Source organism: Herbaspirillum sp. GW822-FHT03A08 (assembly GCF_058801885.1).
On sequence record NZ_JBXANR010000002.1, the window covers coordinates 812,072 to 828,639 of the forward strand.

Consider the following 16,568-nt stretch of genomic DNA (forward strand, 5'->3'; position numbering starts at 1 on the left):
AAATCAGTCCATTCTCAACCAGCAATCTTCGACTAACCAAGATCGGTGGACGGTATGATATTTGGCCCGATGAATACGCCGGTGCATGACTGGAAGGGCAAGCGCATCTGGTTGATCGGCGCTTCCAGCGGCATCGGCGCGGCATTGGCGCGGCAGGCTCTGGCAAATGGCGCCCGGGTGGCGATTTCCGCACGCCGCATTGATGCATTGCAAGAGATCGCAGGCACTTCCGGCAACGTGCTGGTCGTGCCCTTCGACGTGCTCGATCATGCTGCCTGGCGCGTACGCCATGCGGAGATCTGCGCCGCGTTCGGCGGTATCGATCTGCTGTTTTTCTGCGCTGCCGGCTACCGGCCGGAGCGCAGCTGGGAGGTCAGCGCCGTCGCTGCCGAGCAGACCTTGAAGACCAATCTGATCAGCGTCTATTCGGCCTTGTCCAGTGTTTTGCCCGCCATGCTGGCGCAAGGCAGCGGCGGCATCGCACTGATCGCCAGCGTGGCAGGCTACATGGGGCTGCCCAATGCCAGCGTGTATGGTCCCGGCAAAGCGGCGCTGATCAATCTGGCGGAGATTCTCTATAGCGATCTGCACAGCAAGGGGCTCAGCGTTTATCTGATCAATCCGGGATTCGTGAAGACGGAACTGACCGACAAAAACGATTTCGCCATGCCGGCGATTCAGACGCCGGATGCCGCTGCGGCCAACATCTGGAGCGGCATCGCCAAGGGCCAGTTCGAAATTCACTTCCCGCATCGCTTTACGCGTATTCTGAAGCTGATTCAGATGCTCCCTTACCGCTGGCGCTTTGCGCTGTTCCAACGCTTTCTACACCTTACATGACGACTACTGCGCAGACGAAAGAACGGCTGGATGTGCTGATGGACTGGTATTGCACTTTGACGCGCCAGAGCGTGCGGCATATCGGACAATTTTACGCACCCGATGTGCGTTTCAAGGATCCCTTCAACGATGTGCAGGGTATCCCGGCGATCATGGCGGTGTATGAGCATATGTTCGACACCACCGACGATCCGCGCTTTGTGATCGGGGACCGTGTGGTTGACGGCGACCAGGCCTTCATTACCTGGGCATTTCAGTTCGGACTCAAGGGCAAGCCGTATGTGATCGCCGGCGGCACGCATCTGAAGTTCAATGCAGACGGACTGGTCGTCCTGCATCGGGATTATTGGGACGCGGCTGAAGAGCTTCTGCAGAAACTTCCGGTAGTCGGCGGTCTGATTCGCTGGCTGTGCAGCCTGTTCAAAACCAGGGCCTAAGGAAGATTGCGAATGATGTTGTAGTCCTTGTCATTGGCCGCTACAAATTCCTGCGCATGGATGGCGCTCAGGGTGTTGTTCATGTTGGCGCTTTTCTTATTGAAGAAGACGTTCCGGATTTTCTTCTTGATATCTTCGCACAGCTGTCCACGATAGACGAACGGGTCGAATGGAATCGGCGCCGACTTCCACAGCACGCGGATGTCCGAGCGTTTGACTTTGCCGGCGGCGATCAGCGAGCCTAGATTGGAACTGGCGACGAACGCCGCATCGGCCTCTTTGTTCAACACCGCCGCCACCGATTGTTCATGGTTGCCGGAATAACCGATGCGCTGGAAATACTTGTCCAGCGATGTGCCGAGCTGGCGCGAGAAGACGTGTATCGGAATCAATGCGCCGGAAGTGCTTTCCGGATCAGCCAGCGCCAGGCGCTTCCCCTTCAATCCGGCGATGGAGCTGATCGGCCCGTGCTGGCGTACGATCAGTATCGAATAATATGCGGCGGCGCTCCCTTCAGTGAAGCCGTCGGCCATGCGCAGTAAGGTGGCGAAGGGGGTGATTTTCGGATCGCTCTTGCGTACGGAAACATAGGTTGCCGGACCAAGGCGGGCAATATCAACTGCACCTGCCAGCAGGCCTTCAGTGACAGCGCCGTAAGAGGCCGGGGTGATGATCTCGACCGGCATGCGCAACGCATGCTCCAGATCGTCGAACAGGGGTTTCATTGCCGCGCCGTCGTCCTGTAATTCGCCTTGGGGGACAAACGAGATGCGCAGCCGGGCAGGACGTTCGCATTCGGCAGCAGTTGATGCGGCGCCGAAAGCCAGCGACATCGTCATTGCGGCAAGCAGTGCCGCCAGCATGCGTTGAGGGCGTCCGTTTTTCTTGATCGTTTGCAGGGCTGTCATAGCGGATCGAATTTCCCTTTCTGGAGTATCGGTTCTATCTGCTCTGCCGATACCGGGCGCTGCAGATAGAAACCTTGTACTTCATCGCAGCCGATGACCTTGAGATGCATCAGCTGTTCTTTGCTTTCCACACCCTCGGCTATCACCTTCAGGCCGAGATTGCGCGCCAGCGAGACGGTGGAGGCGACGATCATGGCGTCGCTGTTGTCGTTACGGATATCGCGGATGAATGAGCGGTCGATCTTGAGCGCATAGACCGGCAGCGTCTTGATATGGCTGAGGCTGGAATAGCCGGTACCGTAGTCGTCGAGCGAAATGCGCAGGCCTTCGTCGCGCAGTTTTTCCAGTACATTCTTGGCGGCTTCCATGTCGTCGATGAAGCAGCTTTCGGTGACTTCGATTTCCAGCAGGAAGGGCGCCAGTTTGTATTTCTTGAGTGCGCCGAGGATCGTCTCCAGCAGCAGCTCGTCCTGTAACTGCTTGACCGATACGTTGATGGCGACCGGCAGCAAGGCGATGCCGCGCTTGCGCCATTCAGCCAGTTGCCGGCAGACTTCCTTGATGATCCAGTGACCGAGCGGGATGATCAGGTCGTGGTCTTCCGCCAGCGGGATGAAATCGTTGGGGAAGATCAGGCCGTGTTCAGGGTGCTCCCAGCGGATCAGCGCCTCCATGCCGACGATGTCAAAATTCTGCATTTCTACTTTGGGCTGGTAATGCAGGCAGAATTCGTCGGTCTTGAGCGCTTGCCGGAAGCGCGTGAGCAGTTCCAGGCCGCGCGCCGCCGAGGCATTGAGTGAGGCGTCGTAGAAACGGTAGGTGCCGCTGCCGGCTTTCTTCGCTGTGTACATGGCGGCGTCGGCGCTGGTCAGCAGTTCGTCGACGGTCTGGCCGTCGCGCGGGTAGAGCGCGATGCCGATGCTCGGCGTGGTCTGGACTTCATGGCCCTCGAGATCGGGATAGGGAGCGCTGACCGCGGTGAGCAAGGTGCTGGCGATTTCGGCGATGCGTTCTTCGGCCGCGATCTCGGAAACCAGTACGACGAATTCGTCGCCGCCCAGTCGCGCCACCAGATCGTATTCACGCAGCACGCTGCGCAGGCGCTTGGCGACATTCTGCAGCAAGGCGTCGCCGACCGCGTGGCCAAGCGTATCGTTGATGACCTTGAACTTATCGAGATCGAGGAAAAACAATGCATACAGCTTACGGCTACGGCGCGCGCGCGACAGCTCCGTGGCTGCAATCTCATGGAACAGCATGCGATTGGGAATGCCGGTCAGGTAATCGTGCGAGGCGAGCTGGTAGGCGCGCGATTTTTCTTGCTCCAGTTGATCGATGAGGCCGCTCTTTTCCCGTTCGGAGTAGAGCAGCTTTTCGTACAGGCGTTTGCGCCGGTGCGCGATGTTGACGAGCGCGTAGCAGAACAGCAGCACGATGATGGAGATGATGACAGCCTGATAGCGATATTCGCGATGCGGCTGTGTGAGTTTGCCGAGCACGTATTCCGGGTCGCGACTCACGATGACGGCCAGCGGATAGCGGTCCAGTTTGCGTTGCACACCGATTTGCTGGGTGGCTTCGCCGGGACGTACGGCATGGATTTCGTCATCGGTCTTGTTGTCGACGAGGAAGAGGGCGTAGTCTTCGCCCGCGAAATTGCTGCCTCCGGACAAAGTGCTGCCGCTCAGTTCGGCCAGCTGGAATCCGGTCGAATTGAGAATTTCGATGCGGCTGCCGCTACTGACGCTGACATCCTTGTACGTTCTCAAAAAATAGCCAAGGTCGAGGATGGCGGTGAAGAACCCCTGCAACTGGTCCTTGTTGTTCTTCAACGGGATGAGCAGCGGGACGCGCCAGGTATAGCCGTCCTTCTTGATCGGCGGGCTGATGATCATGCCACCCTGGCGCTGGGAATATAGCAGGGACGATACATAGGCGGCGTTGATGAGCTGGGCGAATTCCGGCTCGTCCTTCTGGCGTGCGGAAGAGTAGGCCAGGTGGGCGTCGGCGTCGAAGATCGCTACGCGCAGATAGGCCGAATCGCCGAGGAATAACGGTGACAGATAGCTGGCTGCGTGGGCATCGCCATCCAGCACGGATTGTCCGATGCGCGAATACAGCAGCGCCTTGCTGAGTACTTCTTCAAGATTGGATGAGATGATGGCGGCGACGTTCTTGCTGTCGGCAACCGAGCTTTCGATTGCCAGCGTCCGTTCATTGTGGATGCGCGTGAAGGTGATGGTCCAGATCACGATCAGCAAAAAGCACGATAGCAGCACGTAGGCCAGCGACAGGCCCCGGCCATCTTGAAATGCCGTATTCAGCCAGGTTGGCCGCATCGATAATCGTAACCGCAACTTTTTGCCTCAATTCGGGATGTCTTTGCGCTGTTCGCAAAGCGTTTTTTGAAGAGTAAGCGGAAATTGTGTCGAATTGATGACAAGGCCGTGTATTCACAACGGTCAGTGGCGTGCAGGAAACGAAGGGGCGCTGCGCAAGCGCGATTGCCTGCGCAGCGGATAAAAAATTGTCAGTCTGTCAGTAAACTGTGCGTGTTTTGAATGGTTGATATTGATACAGCCATGTCTCAGACAGGGTCTGATTCTTGTGCCGCAAATAAAGGCGCAGGTCGACCGGATCGTCGCCGTCGACAGCCAGATCGAACTGGGCGCGCCAGTGGCCGGCAACACCATTCGGTACCGCTTCGGTGAACACATAGGAGAAGGTGCCGCGGGTACTCGACAGCACGGCTTCCGGCAACTCGCCGAAAGCCAGTTTTTCCAGCGGCGCGCCCTTGAACTCGACCATGAACTTGCGCACATTGGGTGGACGAGGCTGGCCCGGCTGACCGCCGTTGCCAAGGCGCGTGGCGATGCAGCGCGCCAGCGGCGACGGATACGGTTCGTCCTTGAGCCAGTGCAGGCGGTAACGCAGGCGGTAGCTGTTGCCTGCGGCGGCTTTGGCTTTCGGCACCCACATGGCGACGATGTTGTCGTGAATCTCATCGTCGGTCGGGATTTCAATCAGTTGCACAGAGCCTTCGCCCCAGCCTTCCAGCGGTTCGACCCACAAGCTCGGCCGGCGCTCATAGTGCACGCCGTCCTGGTAATGGTCGAAATTGCGGTCGCGCTGTAGCAGGCCGAAGCCGCGCGGGTTGTTGTCGCCGAACGCCGAGGCGGTGATGCGCGCCGGGTTGTTGAGCGGACGCCAGATGTGTTCGCCGTTGCCGTTCCAGATCGCGAGACCGTCGGAGTCATGTACTTCCGGGCGCCAGTCGGCGCCGGTGCCTTTGACTGCTTCGGAGAACCACAGCATCGATGTCGCCGGCGCAATGCCGAGGCGGCCGATGTCCTTGCGCAGGAACAGCGCGCAGTCCACGTCCATGATCACGCCGGGTACGCCGCCGGCGTCGCGTCGCATGATGAACTTGTAAGCGCCGACGATGCTCGGGCCGTCCAGCACGGCATACACGACGACGGTGTCGCTTTTATCGGCAGGCGCTTCGAAGTAGAAATGTGTGAAGTTCGGAAATTCTTCCGGCTTGCCGGCCTGAGCGACGTCGATGGCGATGCCGCGCGCCGACAGTCCGTATTGGTACAAGTCGCCGATGGCGCGGAAGTAGGATGCACCGAGGAAGGCAACCCAGTCGTTCTTGCGCCAGTCGAGCTTGGCCTGGTCGCCGGTGCGGCTTTCCTGAAAGCGGAAACCGGCGAAGCCGCTGCCGCGCGGCAGCTTGCGCGCCGGGCTGTCGGCGGGCATGTCGAAGTAGCTTTCGTCGTACAGGATTTCGCGCGCCCTGACGTTGTTGCCGGCGCTGCTCGTACCTTCGAGCGTGTACATGTGCACCGGCGCCTGGAAGAAGCGGCCGAGGTGGAAGAAGGTCACGGGAAACTGTCCTGGACCATCTGCAAACAAGGATGAGTCGGTATTGAATTTGATCTTGCCGTGTGCCTCGTAGTCGATCTTGTCGAGGATCTCGGCAGGCGGCTTGTTCTGCGCCTTGTAAGGCGACTGCGCAGTGGTGCGCGCCTGTGCAATCAGGGAGTCGAAGGAGAAGGGCGCGGGATTGCCGAGCTTGATGCGATTGGCGGCGAGCGCTTCGGGAGGAATGCCGAGAGCGGCGAGAGCGGCGGTCGCGGTGGCAGAGCTCAGGAAGGTGCGTCGATTGATCATAGGCGAGATGTCAAATGATTAATGCTGTGCAAGACAGCAACGGTTGGTCGGGAGTGCGGCCTGATGCAAATCGAGGTGGGCGTCACCTGCATCGTTGGCTTCATTCGTTTCATCGATGAATGAAGGCCTGGCTGCAAAGGCGGAAATCCTAGCATGACGAGGGGCTTGCCGGCGCAGGTACTTGGTACCGGGGCTATAAAGCTTGCCCTGCGTCTACTAGCTACTTAATAAAGAGTCTCGTTACCGGCGCTTGGTTCCTGCCTCTTTGTGTATTTTCTATGGACGCATAAAAACTAATTGAGTAAAATGCGCGGGTCATTGGGGAGTAGTCGCCTTCCACCCTGAGGAGGGGCTTATGTCAACATACTTGATCCACACGATCATGGCATAAGCGGTCCTAAGCGCTTGACAAGACCTTTGACCACGTTGCCTTCCGGAATGGCCGGGGAGAGGCGTGGTCATTGTTTTCTGTCCGGCCATGGAGACCCCAATTGGATGCATTTCTCATTTCTACCGGCGTAGTCGCATTAGCTGAAATCGGCGACAAGACGCAACTGCTGGCCTTTATCCTCGCTGCAAAATTCCGCAAACCTGTTCCCATCATTCTGGGCGTTCTGGTGTCGACCATCGCCAATCACGCTTTTGCGGGTGCGCTGGGCGCTTGGATCACTTCGCTGGTGTCGCCTGAGACCATGCGCTGGATTCTCGGTGTGTCCTTCATCGGCATGGCGATCTGGACGCTGATCCCCGACAAGTTCGACGAGAGCGAAGCCAAGTTCGCACGTTTCGGCGTATTCGGTACCACCGTGATCGCCTTCTTCCTGGCGGAGATGGGTGACAAGACGCAGGTGGCGACGGTGGCGCTGGCTGCGCAGTATCACGCTTTCGTGCCGGTGGTTGCCGGGACGACGCTGGGCATGATGATCGCCAACGTGCCGGCGGTGTTGCTGGGTGACCGTATCGCGGGCAAGATCCCGGTGCGCATTGTGCACGCGATTGCTGCATTGATCTTTGCAGTCATCGGTGTGGCGACGTTGCTGGGTGCCGGCAAGTCGCTTGGCGTCTGAGTCTGGCGGCAGTACTTCAAGGTGCCAGGAACCTTGATCTCGCTCGTTGCTTTTCGCAATAAAAAACGGCCCGCATTGCGGGCCGTTTTCCGTTCTGACTGGTAGCCGGCTCAGATGCTGCGCGAGCCTGCCAAAATCAGCGATCAATACGAATAGAAGATCTTTTGGATTTCTTTGGTATCGGATGTTTTGGTCAGTGCCAGCATCAGCAGAATGCGGGCTTTTTGCGCGTTCAGCGTGTCGGAAACAACGAAGTCCAGCTTGTCGTCGTCAGCTTCGCCGTTGCGTGCCACGATGCCTTGGCCGACGCGGCTGGCGCGAACGATCACAACACCTTTTTTGCGTGCTTCAGTCAGCGATGGCGCGACCATGTTGTTCAGGCTGCCGTCACCCACGCCGGCGTGGACGATGCCCTTGGCGCCAGCTGCCACAAAGGCGTTCAGCGCGATCGGGTTCATGTTGGCGTAGCCGTAGACGATGTCGACTTGCGGCAGAACGTCCAGCTTCGAGATGTCGAACTCGGAATCAACAGTGTGCTTGCGTGTCGACTGGCGATAGAAAAACGGCTTGCTGCCCTGGATGTAGCCCAGGAAACCCAGTTCAGGCGTCTTGAAGGTATCCAGTGTGGAAGTGTTGGTCTTGGTCACTTCGCGAGCAGCATTGATCTGATCGTTCAGTGTCACCAGCACGCCCTTGCCGATGGCTTCCTGGCTGCCAGCCAGCAAGACGGCGTTGTACAGGTTGATCGGGCCGTCGGCGCTGATCGCTGTCGATGGACGCATGGAGCCGACGATCACCACCGGCTTCTTGCTGTGTACTGTCAGGTCGAGGAAGTAAGCAGTCTCTTCGATGGTGTCAGTGCCGTGCGTGATCACGATGCCGTCGACGTCGCTTTGCGCCAGCAGCGTGTTCACGCGCTTGGACAGCTTCAGCCAGTAGTCGTTGTTCATGTTTTCGCTGGCGATCTGGAATACTTGTTCGCCCTTGACGTTGGCGACTTTCTTCAGTTCAGGCACGGCGTCGATCAGCGCGTCAACGCCGATTTTTGCTGCGGTGTAGCCGACGGTTGTCGTGCTCGATGCGCCGGTGCCGGCGATGGTGCCGCCGGTTGCCAGGATCATGACGTTAGGAAGTTTTTGCGCGTGCGCGACGGATACCAGAGCAGCACAAGCCAGGATCAGAAATTGGCCGAAGATCTTTTTGGAATACATGTCGTTCCTCTTGGTGAAAGTATGTTTTTAGTCTCATCTCCGTTTGTTCCAACGCGAGCAGATATCGTCGGAAGCAACCCTCGTGAGGCGCGGAGAGCAGCCACGATAGCACTCATTACTGCTTCTTAGAAGATGTCTTGGATAAAATTAAGAACTATTTTTTCGGCCAAATAATCGCGCAAATTATTTGCTCGGAAGGAGTGCATGAAGAGCGCTTTTTGAGGGCGTGAGAAAGATATTTTTGCACTTAAATCGCTCGTGTGGCGCTGTGCGAAACGGTTTCGGCGGGCCGCCAATGCGCGGCAGATCGCATACTCAAAAGAATGGTCGAAGAGAATGTTTTGGATTTGCGAGTATTTTCGATTTTTCGTCTTCTCTATTTTTGTTAAATCCAAAAAATCAATGTCGAATTCTTAATTCTATTCAAGAATTCGCTTGCCCGGTAATTTGCGTGAAATACCGTTGTTGCCCGCAGTCAGTTTTCCTCCCGGCTTTCGGAATTGGATTGGCCTTTTTGTTTATATAGGTACAATGAAATCGGACGTTGCCGCTCTATGAAGTTCATGAAGTCAGGCAGTGTGTCGAGAACCGGAATTGATTGGAGAAAAGTTGTTGACCGAAAAATTTACCGATCCGCAAGCGGCGGTCGATCGCGTGATCGAAATCTATGAACACAACACCGCCATCCTCCGTGATGCTTTCAAGCAGTTCGCCAAGGGCGAAGTGCTGCAGGAGCGCGTGCGAGCGTGTTATCCCTTCGTGCGCATCACGACTGAAAAGGTCACGCACACCGATACGCGCCAGTCCTTTGGCTTTGTCGCCGGTCCAGGCACTTACCAGACTACGCTGACGCGCCCCACGCTGTTCAAGAATTATCTGCTGAGCCAGTTCAAGCTGCTGCTGGCCAATCATCAGGAGCCGCTGGAAATCGGCGTCAGCGATTTACCGATCCCGGTGCACTTTGCGTTTGCCGAAGGCATTCACGTTGAGGGTGATCTGGACCCGGATCATTTACGTTTGTTGCCGGACGTGTTCGACCTGCCCGATCTGGCCGAGATGGATGACCGCATCGTCAACGGCACCTATGAAGTCGACAACGGCGGCTGGCGCGACGGCATTCATCCGCTGGCCTTGTTCACCGGCCCGCGCATCGATTACTCGCTGCATCGCTTGCGTCATTACACGGCGACGGCGCCGCAGCAGTTCCAGCGCTACGTGCTGTTCACCAACTACGCGTTTTACGTCGATGAGTTCGTGCGCATGGGGCGCGAGCTGATGCAGGCGACCGACGATCCTGAGCTGCGTACCTATCGCCAGCAGTACACGGCTTTTGTCGAACCGGGCAATGTCACGACACCGAACGCCAATGTCGAAGGAATGAAGGGCACGCCAAGCACCGGCACGCCTCCGGTGCGCCAGCCGCAGATGCCGGCCTATCACTTGCAGCGCGCGGACGGCTCCGGTATCACGCTGGTCAACATCGGCGTCGGTCCATCCAACGCTAAGACCATCACGGATCACATCGCCGTGCTGCGTCCGCATGGGTGGATTATGCTCGGCCATTGCGCGGGTTTGTCGTCATCGCAACGCATGGGCGACTACGTGCTGGCGCATGCTTACGTACGCGACGATCATGTGCTGGATGACGACTTGCCGCTGTGGGTGCCGATCCCGGCGCTGGCGGAAGTGCAACTGGCCTTGCAGGACGCCGTGGCCGGCATCACGCAGCTGGAGGGGTATGAGTTGAAGCGCATCATGCGCACCGGCACCGTGGCTTCGGTCGATGATCGCAACTGGGAGCTACGCGACCACCGCACGCCGTTGCTGCGCTTTAGTCAGAGCCGGGCGATCGCGCTGGATATGGAAAGCGCGACGGTGGCGGCCAACGGCTTCCGCTTCCGCGTTCCGTATGGCACCCTGCTGTGCGTGTCCGACAAGCCGCTGCACGGCGAGATCAAGTTGCCCGGCATGGCGAATCGCTTTTACGAGCAACGTGTCGCTCAGCACCTGAAGATCGGTATTCGTGCGCTCGAGTTGCTGCGCAATCATGGCATCGAGCAATTGCACAGTCGCAAGCTGCGCAGTTTCGGCGAACCGGCGTTCCGTTAAGTCTGAATTCTTATCTGTTACGTTTTTTGTAAGCGAGCCGATGCTGGTGATTCAGCATCGGCTCGTTGCATTTCAAGGCCGTGTTCATCCCTGTGCCGCGGTTGCGCCCTGATCGGCGCGTGAGCGCAGGCTCAACCATACATACAAGGCGGCGCCGCCGAGCAAAGCGATCGCCGCGATGCTGAGCGAGGGCGTGAACGAGCCTGTCGCATGCACCAGCCGCGTGGCCAATGGAGGTCCGGCGATCTGGCCGATGCCATAGGATGCGGTCATCAGACCCATCAGTCCCGCAGCATGATGGCTGCGCAGGCGGCGTGCCTCGCGCATGGCGAACAGCGTGATGGCTGTGAACGGCAGGCCGAGCAAAATACTGCCGAGCGCGAATCCGACTTCATTCGGAAAAATCGCGCTGCTGACTACGCCGACCGCTTGCATCACATAGCTGGCCGCCAGCAGCAGGCGCTGATCGAAATGCACCGGGATTCGTGTCGCGCCAAGCGCACCGAGCGCTACGCACAAGCCGAACAGCGGCCAGAAAAAATCCGGCCAGGCCGAACCGGGCGGCAAGGCCTGGCGCGCAATCACCGGTAGAAAGGTGGCGGTGATGATGTAGCCGAATCCCGCCATGCCATAGGCCAGCACTTGCCAGCGCACTTCTTGGCGGATCGCTGCCGGTTCGACGGCCTCCGCGCCGGTCTGGGCGGCGTTGCCCGCACGCAGATCGAGGTTGCCGCTGAAGGTGCTCCACACCACCGCAGTCAACACCGCCGCCAGCAAGCCGAATGCGACCCAGCCGGTATCGGCATGCCAGCCATAGGCGACCATGCCGCTGCTCGACAAGCCGGTGAGCATGATGCCGATGCCGGGACCGCAATAGATGATGCCGCCCAGTGCCGGCAACTGCAGTTGCGCCAGACGCTGCAGACACCATCCCGAGCTGTAGACGAACACCAATGCGCTGGCGATGCCGGATAGCAGGCGCAATACCAGCCAGACCGCTTGCGTATGCAGCAGTCCCATGCCGAGCGTCAGCAATACGGTCGCGATCAGTCCGGCGCGTATCGTGCGCGTCGGCGGCAAGCCGCGCCAGAATGCGCACAGCATCGCGCCGATGAAATAGCCAAGATAGTTGGCCGTCGCCAGCCATCCGCCGCCGTTGAGATCGATGGTCTGGTCATGCAGCATCATCGGCAGCAGCGGAGTGAAGGCGAAGCGGCCGATGCCCATGGCCGCGGCGAGCGCAATCAGACCGGCGAAGGCGATGCGCAAGGCGCTTTTTCGGTGATGGCTTGCATCCGGAGTAGTCATTGTTTCCTGTTCTTGAGGCGTGTCGGGTGACGACCGCCGGGCGTCACTATTATTGTTGAAGGGTGTTCGGTGGCGACGTTGCTGTGTGACGGGGCACTCTGATATATGTCGCGAATGTTGCAATGTTAGCTTGTCTTTATCATTCTAAAAAATGAATAATTAGAATGTATTCATCTTTTTATGAGATGTCAGATGAAGATTTTTAAGTGGAGTCAGCATGGAACTTGCAGAACTTGAAATTTTTCGTGCAGTCGTGGCCGAAGGCGGCGTTACGCGCGCGGCGGAGCGTCTGCATCGCGTGCAGTCGAATGTGACCACCCGCCTGCGTCAGCTGGAGGAATCGATAGGGGTGGCACTGTTCATTCGCGATCGCAAGCGCCTGGTGCTGACGCCTGCGGGTGAAGTTTTGCTGGACTATTCCGAACGCATCCTCGGTCTGGTGCAGGAAGCCAGGCATGCGATGGTGCCGCAAGGACCGCGTGGCAGGTTGCGCATAGGGGCGATGGAAAGTACTTCCGCCAGTCGTTTGCCCGGACCGCTGGCGGCTTTTCACCAGCGTTGGCCGGAAGTGCAACTGGAGTTGACCACGGGAGCCACGAAAACCCTGATCGATCAGGTGCGCAGCTTCAAGCTTGACGCTGCACTGGTGGCGGGGCCCATTCCGGACGATGTGTTTTTCTCAACGCCGTTATACCGGGAAGAACTGATGATCACCGTGCCGCGCGGCCACGGACGCGTGAAGACCCCGGACGATTTGAAGGTGGACACATTGATTGTTTTTGAACAAGGTTGCACTTATCGCAGCTTCGCCGAACAGTGGTTTGCTTCCGGCAGCGTCAAGGATCGTCGGCCCTTGCGGATTCTTGAACTTGGCTCGTATCACGCCATGCTTGCTTGCATCGCGGCAGGCATCGGCATGGCTTTTGTTCCGCGTTCGATATTAAATATGCATGGACAACAGAATTTTTCGGCCTATTCTTTAGGTAAGGAGGGACGGATTATCACCTCCCTCATTTGTCGCCGGGAGCAGCAGACCACAGTCTTCAATGCGCTGCGCACCCTTTTACTGACGGACTCCTGACGGAATATGTTACGGAGCGGAGGGTGGCGTAACAATTTGTAAAAAAGACTGCGACGCTACTCTGCTTTTCTTATAGTTGGTTTTCCCCCTCCATTCTCTCCCCCGAGAATGGGATTTACCCCACGATCTGCAAGGAACGTGGGGTTTTTTCTTTGTGCGTCCGTTTGCCTTGATGTTGCCGCGATGGCATGTCTCCACGCGGCATCCTGCGTTTCATTTCCCCTTTGGAACGATCAGGCTCTCGCGCGCTGCCGACTGGATCGCCAGCACGGCGGGGTGCGTCAGCCGGCGTTCCACGGAGATGGCGTAAAACTGTTCCGTGATCTGCTCGGTTTGTCCGATCTGCACAACGCCGAGTTGCTGCTTCAGTTGCGCAGCGACGGCAGACGGTGCGGCAAAGATACCGGTGCCGGCTTCGCCGAAGGCATTCAACAAGGCGCCGTCGTCAAATTCGCCGGCGATTTGCGGACGTATTTTTTCCTTTTCAAACCAGCGCAGCAATTTTGGCCGTACCGCGGCATCTTCGCCCGGCATCAGAAAGGGGGCATCATCCAGGCTCTGCGGAAAATTTTTCTTGTGGATTTTTGCCAGCGCAGGCGTGGCAAAGAAGCTGGTATTGCACTCACCCAACAGATGGCTGTAACCGCGCACGTCGATATTGGCGGGCATGGGACTGTCGGCGATGACGATATCCAGGCGATGAATAGCGAGATCACCGAGCAGGTTGTTGAGCTTGCCTTCGCGGCAGACGATGCGTATCGGGTCATCGAGTTTCAGTGCCGTTTCCAGCAGCAGATAAGCGATTGTCTTCGGGACGGCATCGGCAACACCGACCCTGAACTGCAGGGGACTTCCGCCGGGGCGAAAGCGCATGACTTCTTCCAGTTCTTCGCCGAGCGTGAAGATCTGATCGGCATAGGCGAACACGGTGCGGCCGGCGTCGTTCAATTCCAGTTTGCGACCGACGCGGTTAAATAACTTGTAGCCCAGACTATCTTCGAAGAGCGTGATCTGTCCGCTGATGGTTTGCGCCGTCAGATGCAAGCGCTCGCTCGCGCGCGCGATGGCGCCGGTCTTGGCGACAACCCAGAAGTAATGCAGATGTTTGTAGTTGAGCGCAGCCATGGTCTATCCTATACATCGGTTTTTTCGAATATAAATCAAAGTATATTCGAATTTTCAATAGGATCTGTTCCCGCTACAGTACGGTTTGTCTATTGCAAAGTCATGGAGGCCGTCATGAAATGTCCCGTCTGTACTACCATCAATCTGAGTATGAGCGATCGTCAGGGCGTCGAGATCGACTACTGTCCGCAATGCCGCGGCGTCTGGCTGGATCGCGGCGAGCTGGACAAGCTGATCGAACGTTCGCAAGCGGCCTCGGTTCCCGCTCCGCAGGCGATGTCGCAATCAATGCAGCATCGCGCTGCGGCGCCGCAATACGCGCCACCGCAGCAGCGTGGCTACGACGATAGTCATCGCTATAACAAGGACTATCAGTCGCGCAAGAAGAAGGGTTTTCTGGGCGAGTTTTTCGATTTCGACTAATCAGTCGGACGTGATGAATATATAAACAAAGGGGAATGCCGTGAACGGTGTAGAGAGTTTTGCAAGTCCGCTGATGTGGGGCGGATTTGTCGTGTTTGTGCTTGGCATGCTGGCATTCGACATGCTGGTGCTCGGTGGCCGCCATTCGCACAAGGTGACGGTCAAGGAAGCACTCGGGTGGTCGATTGCCTGGGTGATGCTGGCGCTGTTGTTCAGCGGCTTGCTGTGGTGGTATCTGGATCACAGCATCGGGCGCGAATTCGCAAATCAGAAGAGCCTGGAATTTCTTTCCGGCTATCTGATTGAGAAGTCGCTGTCGGTGGACAACATCTTCGTTTTCCTGGTGATTTTCGGCTACTTCGCTGTGCCGCCTGAGATGCAGCGCCGCGTGCTGCTGTACGGCGTGGTCGGAGCGATTGTCATGCGTGCCGTCATGATCTTGCTGGGTGCCTGGCTGATCGCGCAGTTCAGCTGGATCATGTATCTGTTCGGTGCCTTCCTGATCGTCACCGGCATCAAGATGCTGATCTTTGCGGACAAGGAGAGCGATCTCAATGACAACCCTCTGCTGAAGTTCTTGCGCAAGCACATGCGCATCAGCAATGAGTACGACGGCGAGAAGTTTTTCACCATGCGCAACGGCGTGCGCTATTTCACGCCGCTGATGCTGGTGCTGATCCTGATCGAAGTGACAGATCTGATTTTCGCGGTGGACAGCATCCCGGCGATTTTCGCCATCACGACTGACCCGTTCATCGTCTTCACGTCGAACATGTTTGCGATCATGGGTTTGCGTGCGTTGTACTTCTTGCTGGCTGATGTGGCGGATCGTTTCCACTACCTTAAATACGGCCTGGCTTTGGTGCTGGTGTTTGTAGGCGGCAAGATGTTGCTGGCGTACTGGTTCCACATTCCGGTGATGATTTCGCTGCTGGTTGTCGGTGTGATCCTGCTGGCGTCGGTGCTGATCAGTCTGGTGTTGTCGCGCAAGAAGGCCGTGGTTTAAGTCGCAGTTTGTTGCGATCGATCCTGAAGGGGGATCGGCCGGAATGAGTAAAAATTGGGGTCGGAGTTGATTTACAATCGTGAATCGCCTCCGGCCCTTTCTTGTTTCAGTCACTACTTATGGCTCGCTTACCCCGCCTCGTCGTTCCCAACCAGCCGCACCACATCATCCAGCGTGGGCATGACAAACAATCAATATTTCGCGATTCCACCGATCATGCGACGTTTCTTGATTGGCTGAAGGAGGGGACCAAGCGCTTCAAAGTCGCTATCCATGCTTATGTACTGATGCCGGACCATGTCCATTTGCTGGCGACGCCGGTCGATGCCGACGGGCTGGCACGAATGATGCAATGGGTTGGGCGGTATTACGTTCCTTATTACAACCAGAAATATGAAAGAGGCGGCACCTTGTGGCAGGGGCGTTATCGAGCCACGGTGCTGGACGCCGAGCGCTACCTGCTGTTGTGCTGTCGCTACATCGAACTGAATCCGGTCCGCAACGGGCTCGTCGCAGTGCCGGCAGATTATCCGTGGTCGAGTTACATGCATCACATTGGCGCAAAGTCGGATCCGCTGATTACCGACCATCGCCTGTATTGGGCTTTAGGCAATACCCCGTTCGACCGCGAGATTGCCTACAAGCTGTTGGCGGAGCAAGCGCTGGGCAGCCATGAGGGCGAGACGATTACTCAAGCGACATTGAAGGGATGGGCTTTGGGAGCCGAGGACTTCAAGTCAGGCCTGGAAAAGCAGGTCAGCCGGCGCGTCAGTCCCGCAAAGCGTGGCCGTCCAGTAAAGAAAGTCGATATTTCAGCTGTGCAAGATGATGACGACGGCGAAGTAAAAGACGCATAAATGTCTTTTAATACAATGACTTG

General features: G+C 57.4%; 14 protein-coding genes and 1 riboswitch. Of the genes, 8 read left to right on the forward strand and 6 right to left on the reverse strand.

The genetic code is table 11. From position 1 onward, the window contains the following. Positions 1-54 precede the first annotated feature (54 nt). Together AC1RN6_RS08820 and AC1RN6_RS08825 are read left to right on the forward strand one after the other, a co-directional pair. Complete coding sequence (locus AC1RN6_RS08820) at positions 55-840, forward strand: SDR family NAD(P)-dependent oxidoreductase (protein ID WP_493004639.1); 786 nt, start codon at positions 55-57, stop codon at positions 838-840. Continuing rightward, complete coding sequence (locus AC1RN6_RS08825) at positions 837-1,277, forward strand: nuclear transport factor 2 family protein (protein ID WP_493004641.1); 441 nt, start codon at positions 837-839, stop codon at positions 1,275-1,277. The genes AC1RN6_RS08820 and AC1RN6_RS08825 overlap by 4 nt, the downstream gene beginning before the upstream one ends. Here AC1RN6_RS08825 and AC1RN6_RS08830 read toward each other — a convergent pair. The 3 genes from AC1RN6_RS08830 to AC1RN6_RS08840 form a co-directional block, all read right to left on the reverse strand. Then, positions 1,274-2,140, reverse strand: coding sequence for a phosphate/phosphite/phosphonate ABC transporter substrate-binding protein (locus AC1RN6_RS08830; RefSeq protein WP_493004764.1), 867 nt, complete (start codon positions 2,138-2,140; stop codon positions 1,274-1,276). The genes AC1RN6_RS08825 and AC1RN6_RS08830 overlap by 4 nt on opposite strands. 41 nt (positions 2,141-2,181) lie before the next feature. After that, positions 2,182-4,524, reverse strand: coding sequence for a bifunctional diguanylate cyclase/phosphodiesterase (locus AC1RN6_RS08835; RefSeq protein ID WP_493004643.1), 2,343 nt, complete (start codon positions 4,522-4,524; stop codon positions 2,182-2,184). Between the two features lie 199 nt (positions 4,525-4,723). Next, on the reverse strand, positions 4,724-6,358 hold the full coding sequence (locus AC1RN6_RS08840) for an OpgD/OpgG family glucan biosynthesis protein (RefSeq protein ID WP_493004645.1): 1,635 nt from the start codon (positions 6,356-6,358) through the stop codon (positions 4,724-4,726). Between the two features lie 308 nt (positions 6,359-6,666). Further along, positions 6,667-6,846, forward strand: a riboswitch (yybP-ykoY riboswitch). A 3-nt stretch (positions 6,847-6,849) separates the two neighbouring features. Here AC1RN6_RS08840 and AC1RN6_RS08845 point away from each other — a divergent pair. Beyond that, entirely contained in the window at positions 6,850-7,425 is a 576-nt protein-coding gene (locus AC1RN6_RS08845) for a TMEM165/GDT1 family protein (protein WP_493004647.1), read from the forward strand. Between the two features lie 143 nt (positions 7,426-7,568). Here AC1RN6_RS08845 and AC1RN6_RS08850 read toward each other — a convergent pair whose 3' ends face one another. Beyond that, a complete protein-coding gene (locus AC1RN6_RS08850; protein WP_493004648.1) occupies positions 7,569-8,636 on the reverse strand; it encodes a type II asparaginase in 1,068 nt (355 codons plus the stop codon). 609 nt (positions 8,637-9,245) lie between these two features. Here AC1RN6_RS08850 and AC1RN6_RS08855 point away from each other — a divergent pair. Continuing rightward, the gene (locus tag AC1RN6_RS08855; RefSeq protein WP_493004650.1) at positions 9,246-10,745 is read left to right on the forward strand and encodes an AMP nucleosidase; all 1,500 of its coding nucleotides are present in this window, start codon (positions 9,246-9,248) and stop codon (positions 10,743-10,745) included. Between the two features lie 84 nt (positions 10,746-10,829). Here the strand turns inward: AC1RN6_RS08855 and AC1RN6_RS08860 are convergent, their stop codons facing one another. Further along, entirely contained in the window at positions 10,830-12,053 is a 1,224-nt protein-coding gene (locus AC1RN6_RS08860; RefSeq protein ID WP_493004651.1) for a YbfB/YjiJ family MFS transporter, read from the reverse strand. 217 nt (positions 12,054-12,270) lie between these two features. Here AC1RN6_RS08860 and AC1RN6_RS08865 point away from each other — a divergent pair, with 217 nt between their 5' ends. Further along, a complete protein-coding gene (locus AC1RN6_RS08865; protein WP_493004653.1) occupies positions 12,271-13,134 on the forward strand; it encodes a LysR family transcriptional regulator in 864 nt (287 codons plus the stop codon). Positions 13,135-13,347: 213 nt separating this feature from the next. On the opposite strand, the gene nhaR is transcribed toward AC1RN6_RS08865, so the two are convergent. Beyond that, a complete protein-coding gene (gene nhaR / locus AC1RN6_RS08870) occupies positions 13,348-14,259 on the reverse strand; it encodes a transcriptional activator NhaR (RefSeq protein WP_493004655.1) in 912 nt (303 codons plus the stop codon). A 114-nt stretch (positions 14,260-14,373) separates the two neighbouring features. Here nhaR and AC1RN6_RS08875 point away from each other — a divergent pair, with 114 nt between their 5' ends. The 3 genes from AC1RN6_RS08875 (at position 14,374) to AC1RN6_RS08885 (ending at position 16,545) form a co-directional block, all read left to right on the forward strand. Then, positions 14,374-14,682: a TFIIB-type zinc ribbon-containing protein gene (locus tag AC1RN6_RS08875; RefSeq protein ID WP_493004657.1), complete on the forward strand. Its 309-nt coding sequence runs from the start codon at positions 14,374-14,376 to the stop codon at positions 14,680-14,682. A 40-nt stretch (positions 14,683-14,722) separates the two neighbouring features. Then, positions 14,723-15,688 (forward strand): TerC family protein, encoded by a 966-nt coding sequence (locus AC1RN6_RS08880; protein WP_493004659.1) that lies wholly within the window; start codon positions 14,723-14,725, stop codon positions 15,686-15,688. A 119-nt stretch (positions 15,689-15,807) separates the two neighbouring features. Continuing rightward, positions 15,808-16,545 (forward strand): transposase, encoded by a 738-nt coding sequence (locus tag AC1RN6_RS08885; RefSeq protein WP_493004661.1) that lies wholly within the window; start codon positions 15,808-15,810, stop codon positions 16,543-16,545. Positions 16,546-16,568: the final 23 nt, after the last annotated feature.

Coding starts and splice junctions, on each gene's coding strand:
- AC1RN6_RS08820 (WP_493004639.1), top strand. CDS start 55: ATGATATTTGGCCCGATGAATACGCCGGTGCATGACTGGAAGGGCAAG.
- AC1RN6_RS08825 (WP_493004641.1), top strand. CDS start 837: ATGACGACTACTGCGCAGACGAAAGAACGGCTGGATGTGCTGATGGAC.
- AC1RN6_RS08830 (WP_493004764.1), bottom strand. CDS start 2,140: ATGCTGGCGGCACTGCTTGCCGCAATGACGATGTCGCTGGCTTTCGGC.
- AC1RN6_RS08835 (WP_493004643.1), bottom strand. CDS start 4,524: ATGCGGCCAACCTGGCTGAATACGGCATTTCAAGATGGCCGGGGCCTG.
- AC1RN6_RS08840 (WP_493004645.1), bottom strand. CDS start 6,358: ATGATCAATCGACGCACCTTCCTGAGCTCTGCCACCGCGACCGCCGCT.
- AC1RN6_RS08850 (WP_493004648.1), bottom strand. CDS start 8,636: ATGTATTCCAAAAAGATCTTCGGCCAATTTCTGATCCTGGCTTGTGCT.
- AC1RN6_RS08860 (WP_493004651.1), bottom strand. CDS start 12,053: ATGACTACTCCGGATGCAAGCCATCACCGAAAAAGCGCCTTGCGCATC.
- AC1RN6_RS08865 (WP_493004653.1), top strand. CDS start 12,271: ATGGAACTTGCAGAACTTGAAATTTTTCGTGCAGTCGTGGCCGAAGGC.
- nhaR (WP_493004655.1), bottom strand. CDS start 14,259: ATGGCTGCGCTCAACTACAAACATCTGCATTACTTCTGGGTTGTCGCC.
- AC1RN6_RS08875 (WP_493004657.1), top strand. CDS start 14,374: ATGAAATGTCCCGTCTGTACTACCATCAATCTGAGTATGAGCGATCGT.
- AC1RN6_RS08885 (WP_493004661.1), top strand. CDS start 15,808: ATGGCTCGCTTACCCCGCCTCGTCGTTCCCAACCAGCCGCACCACATC.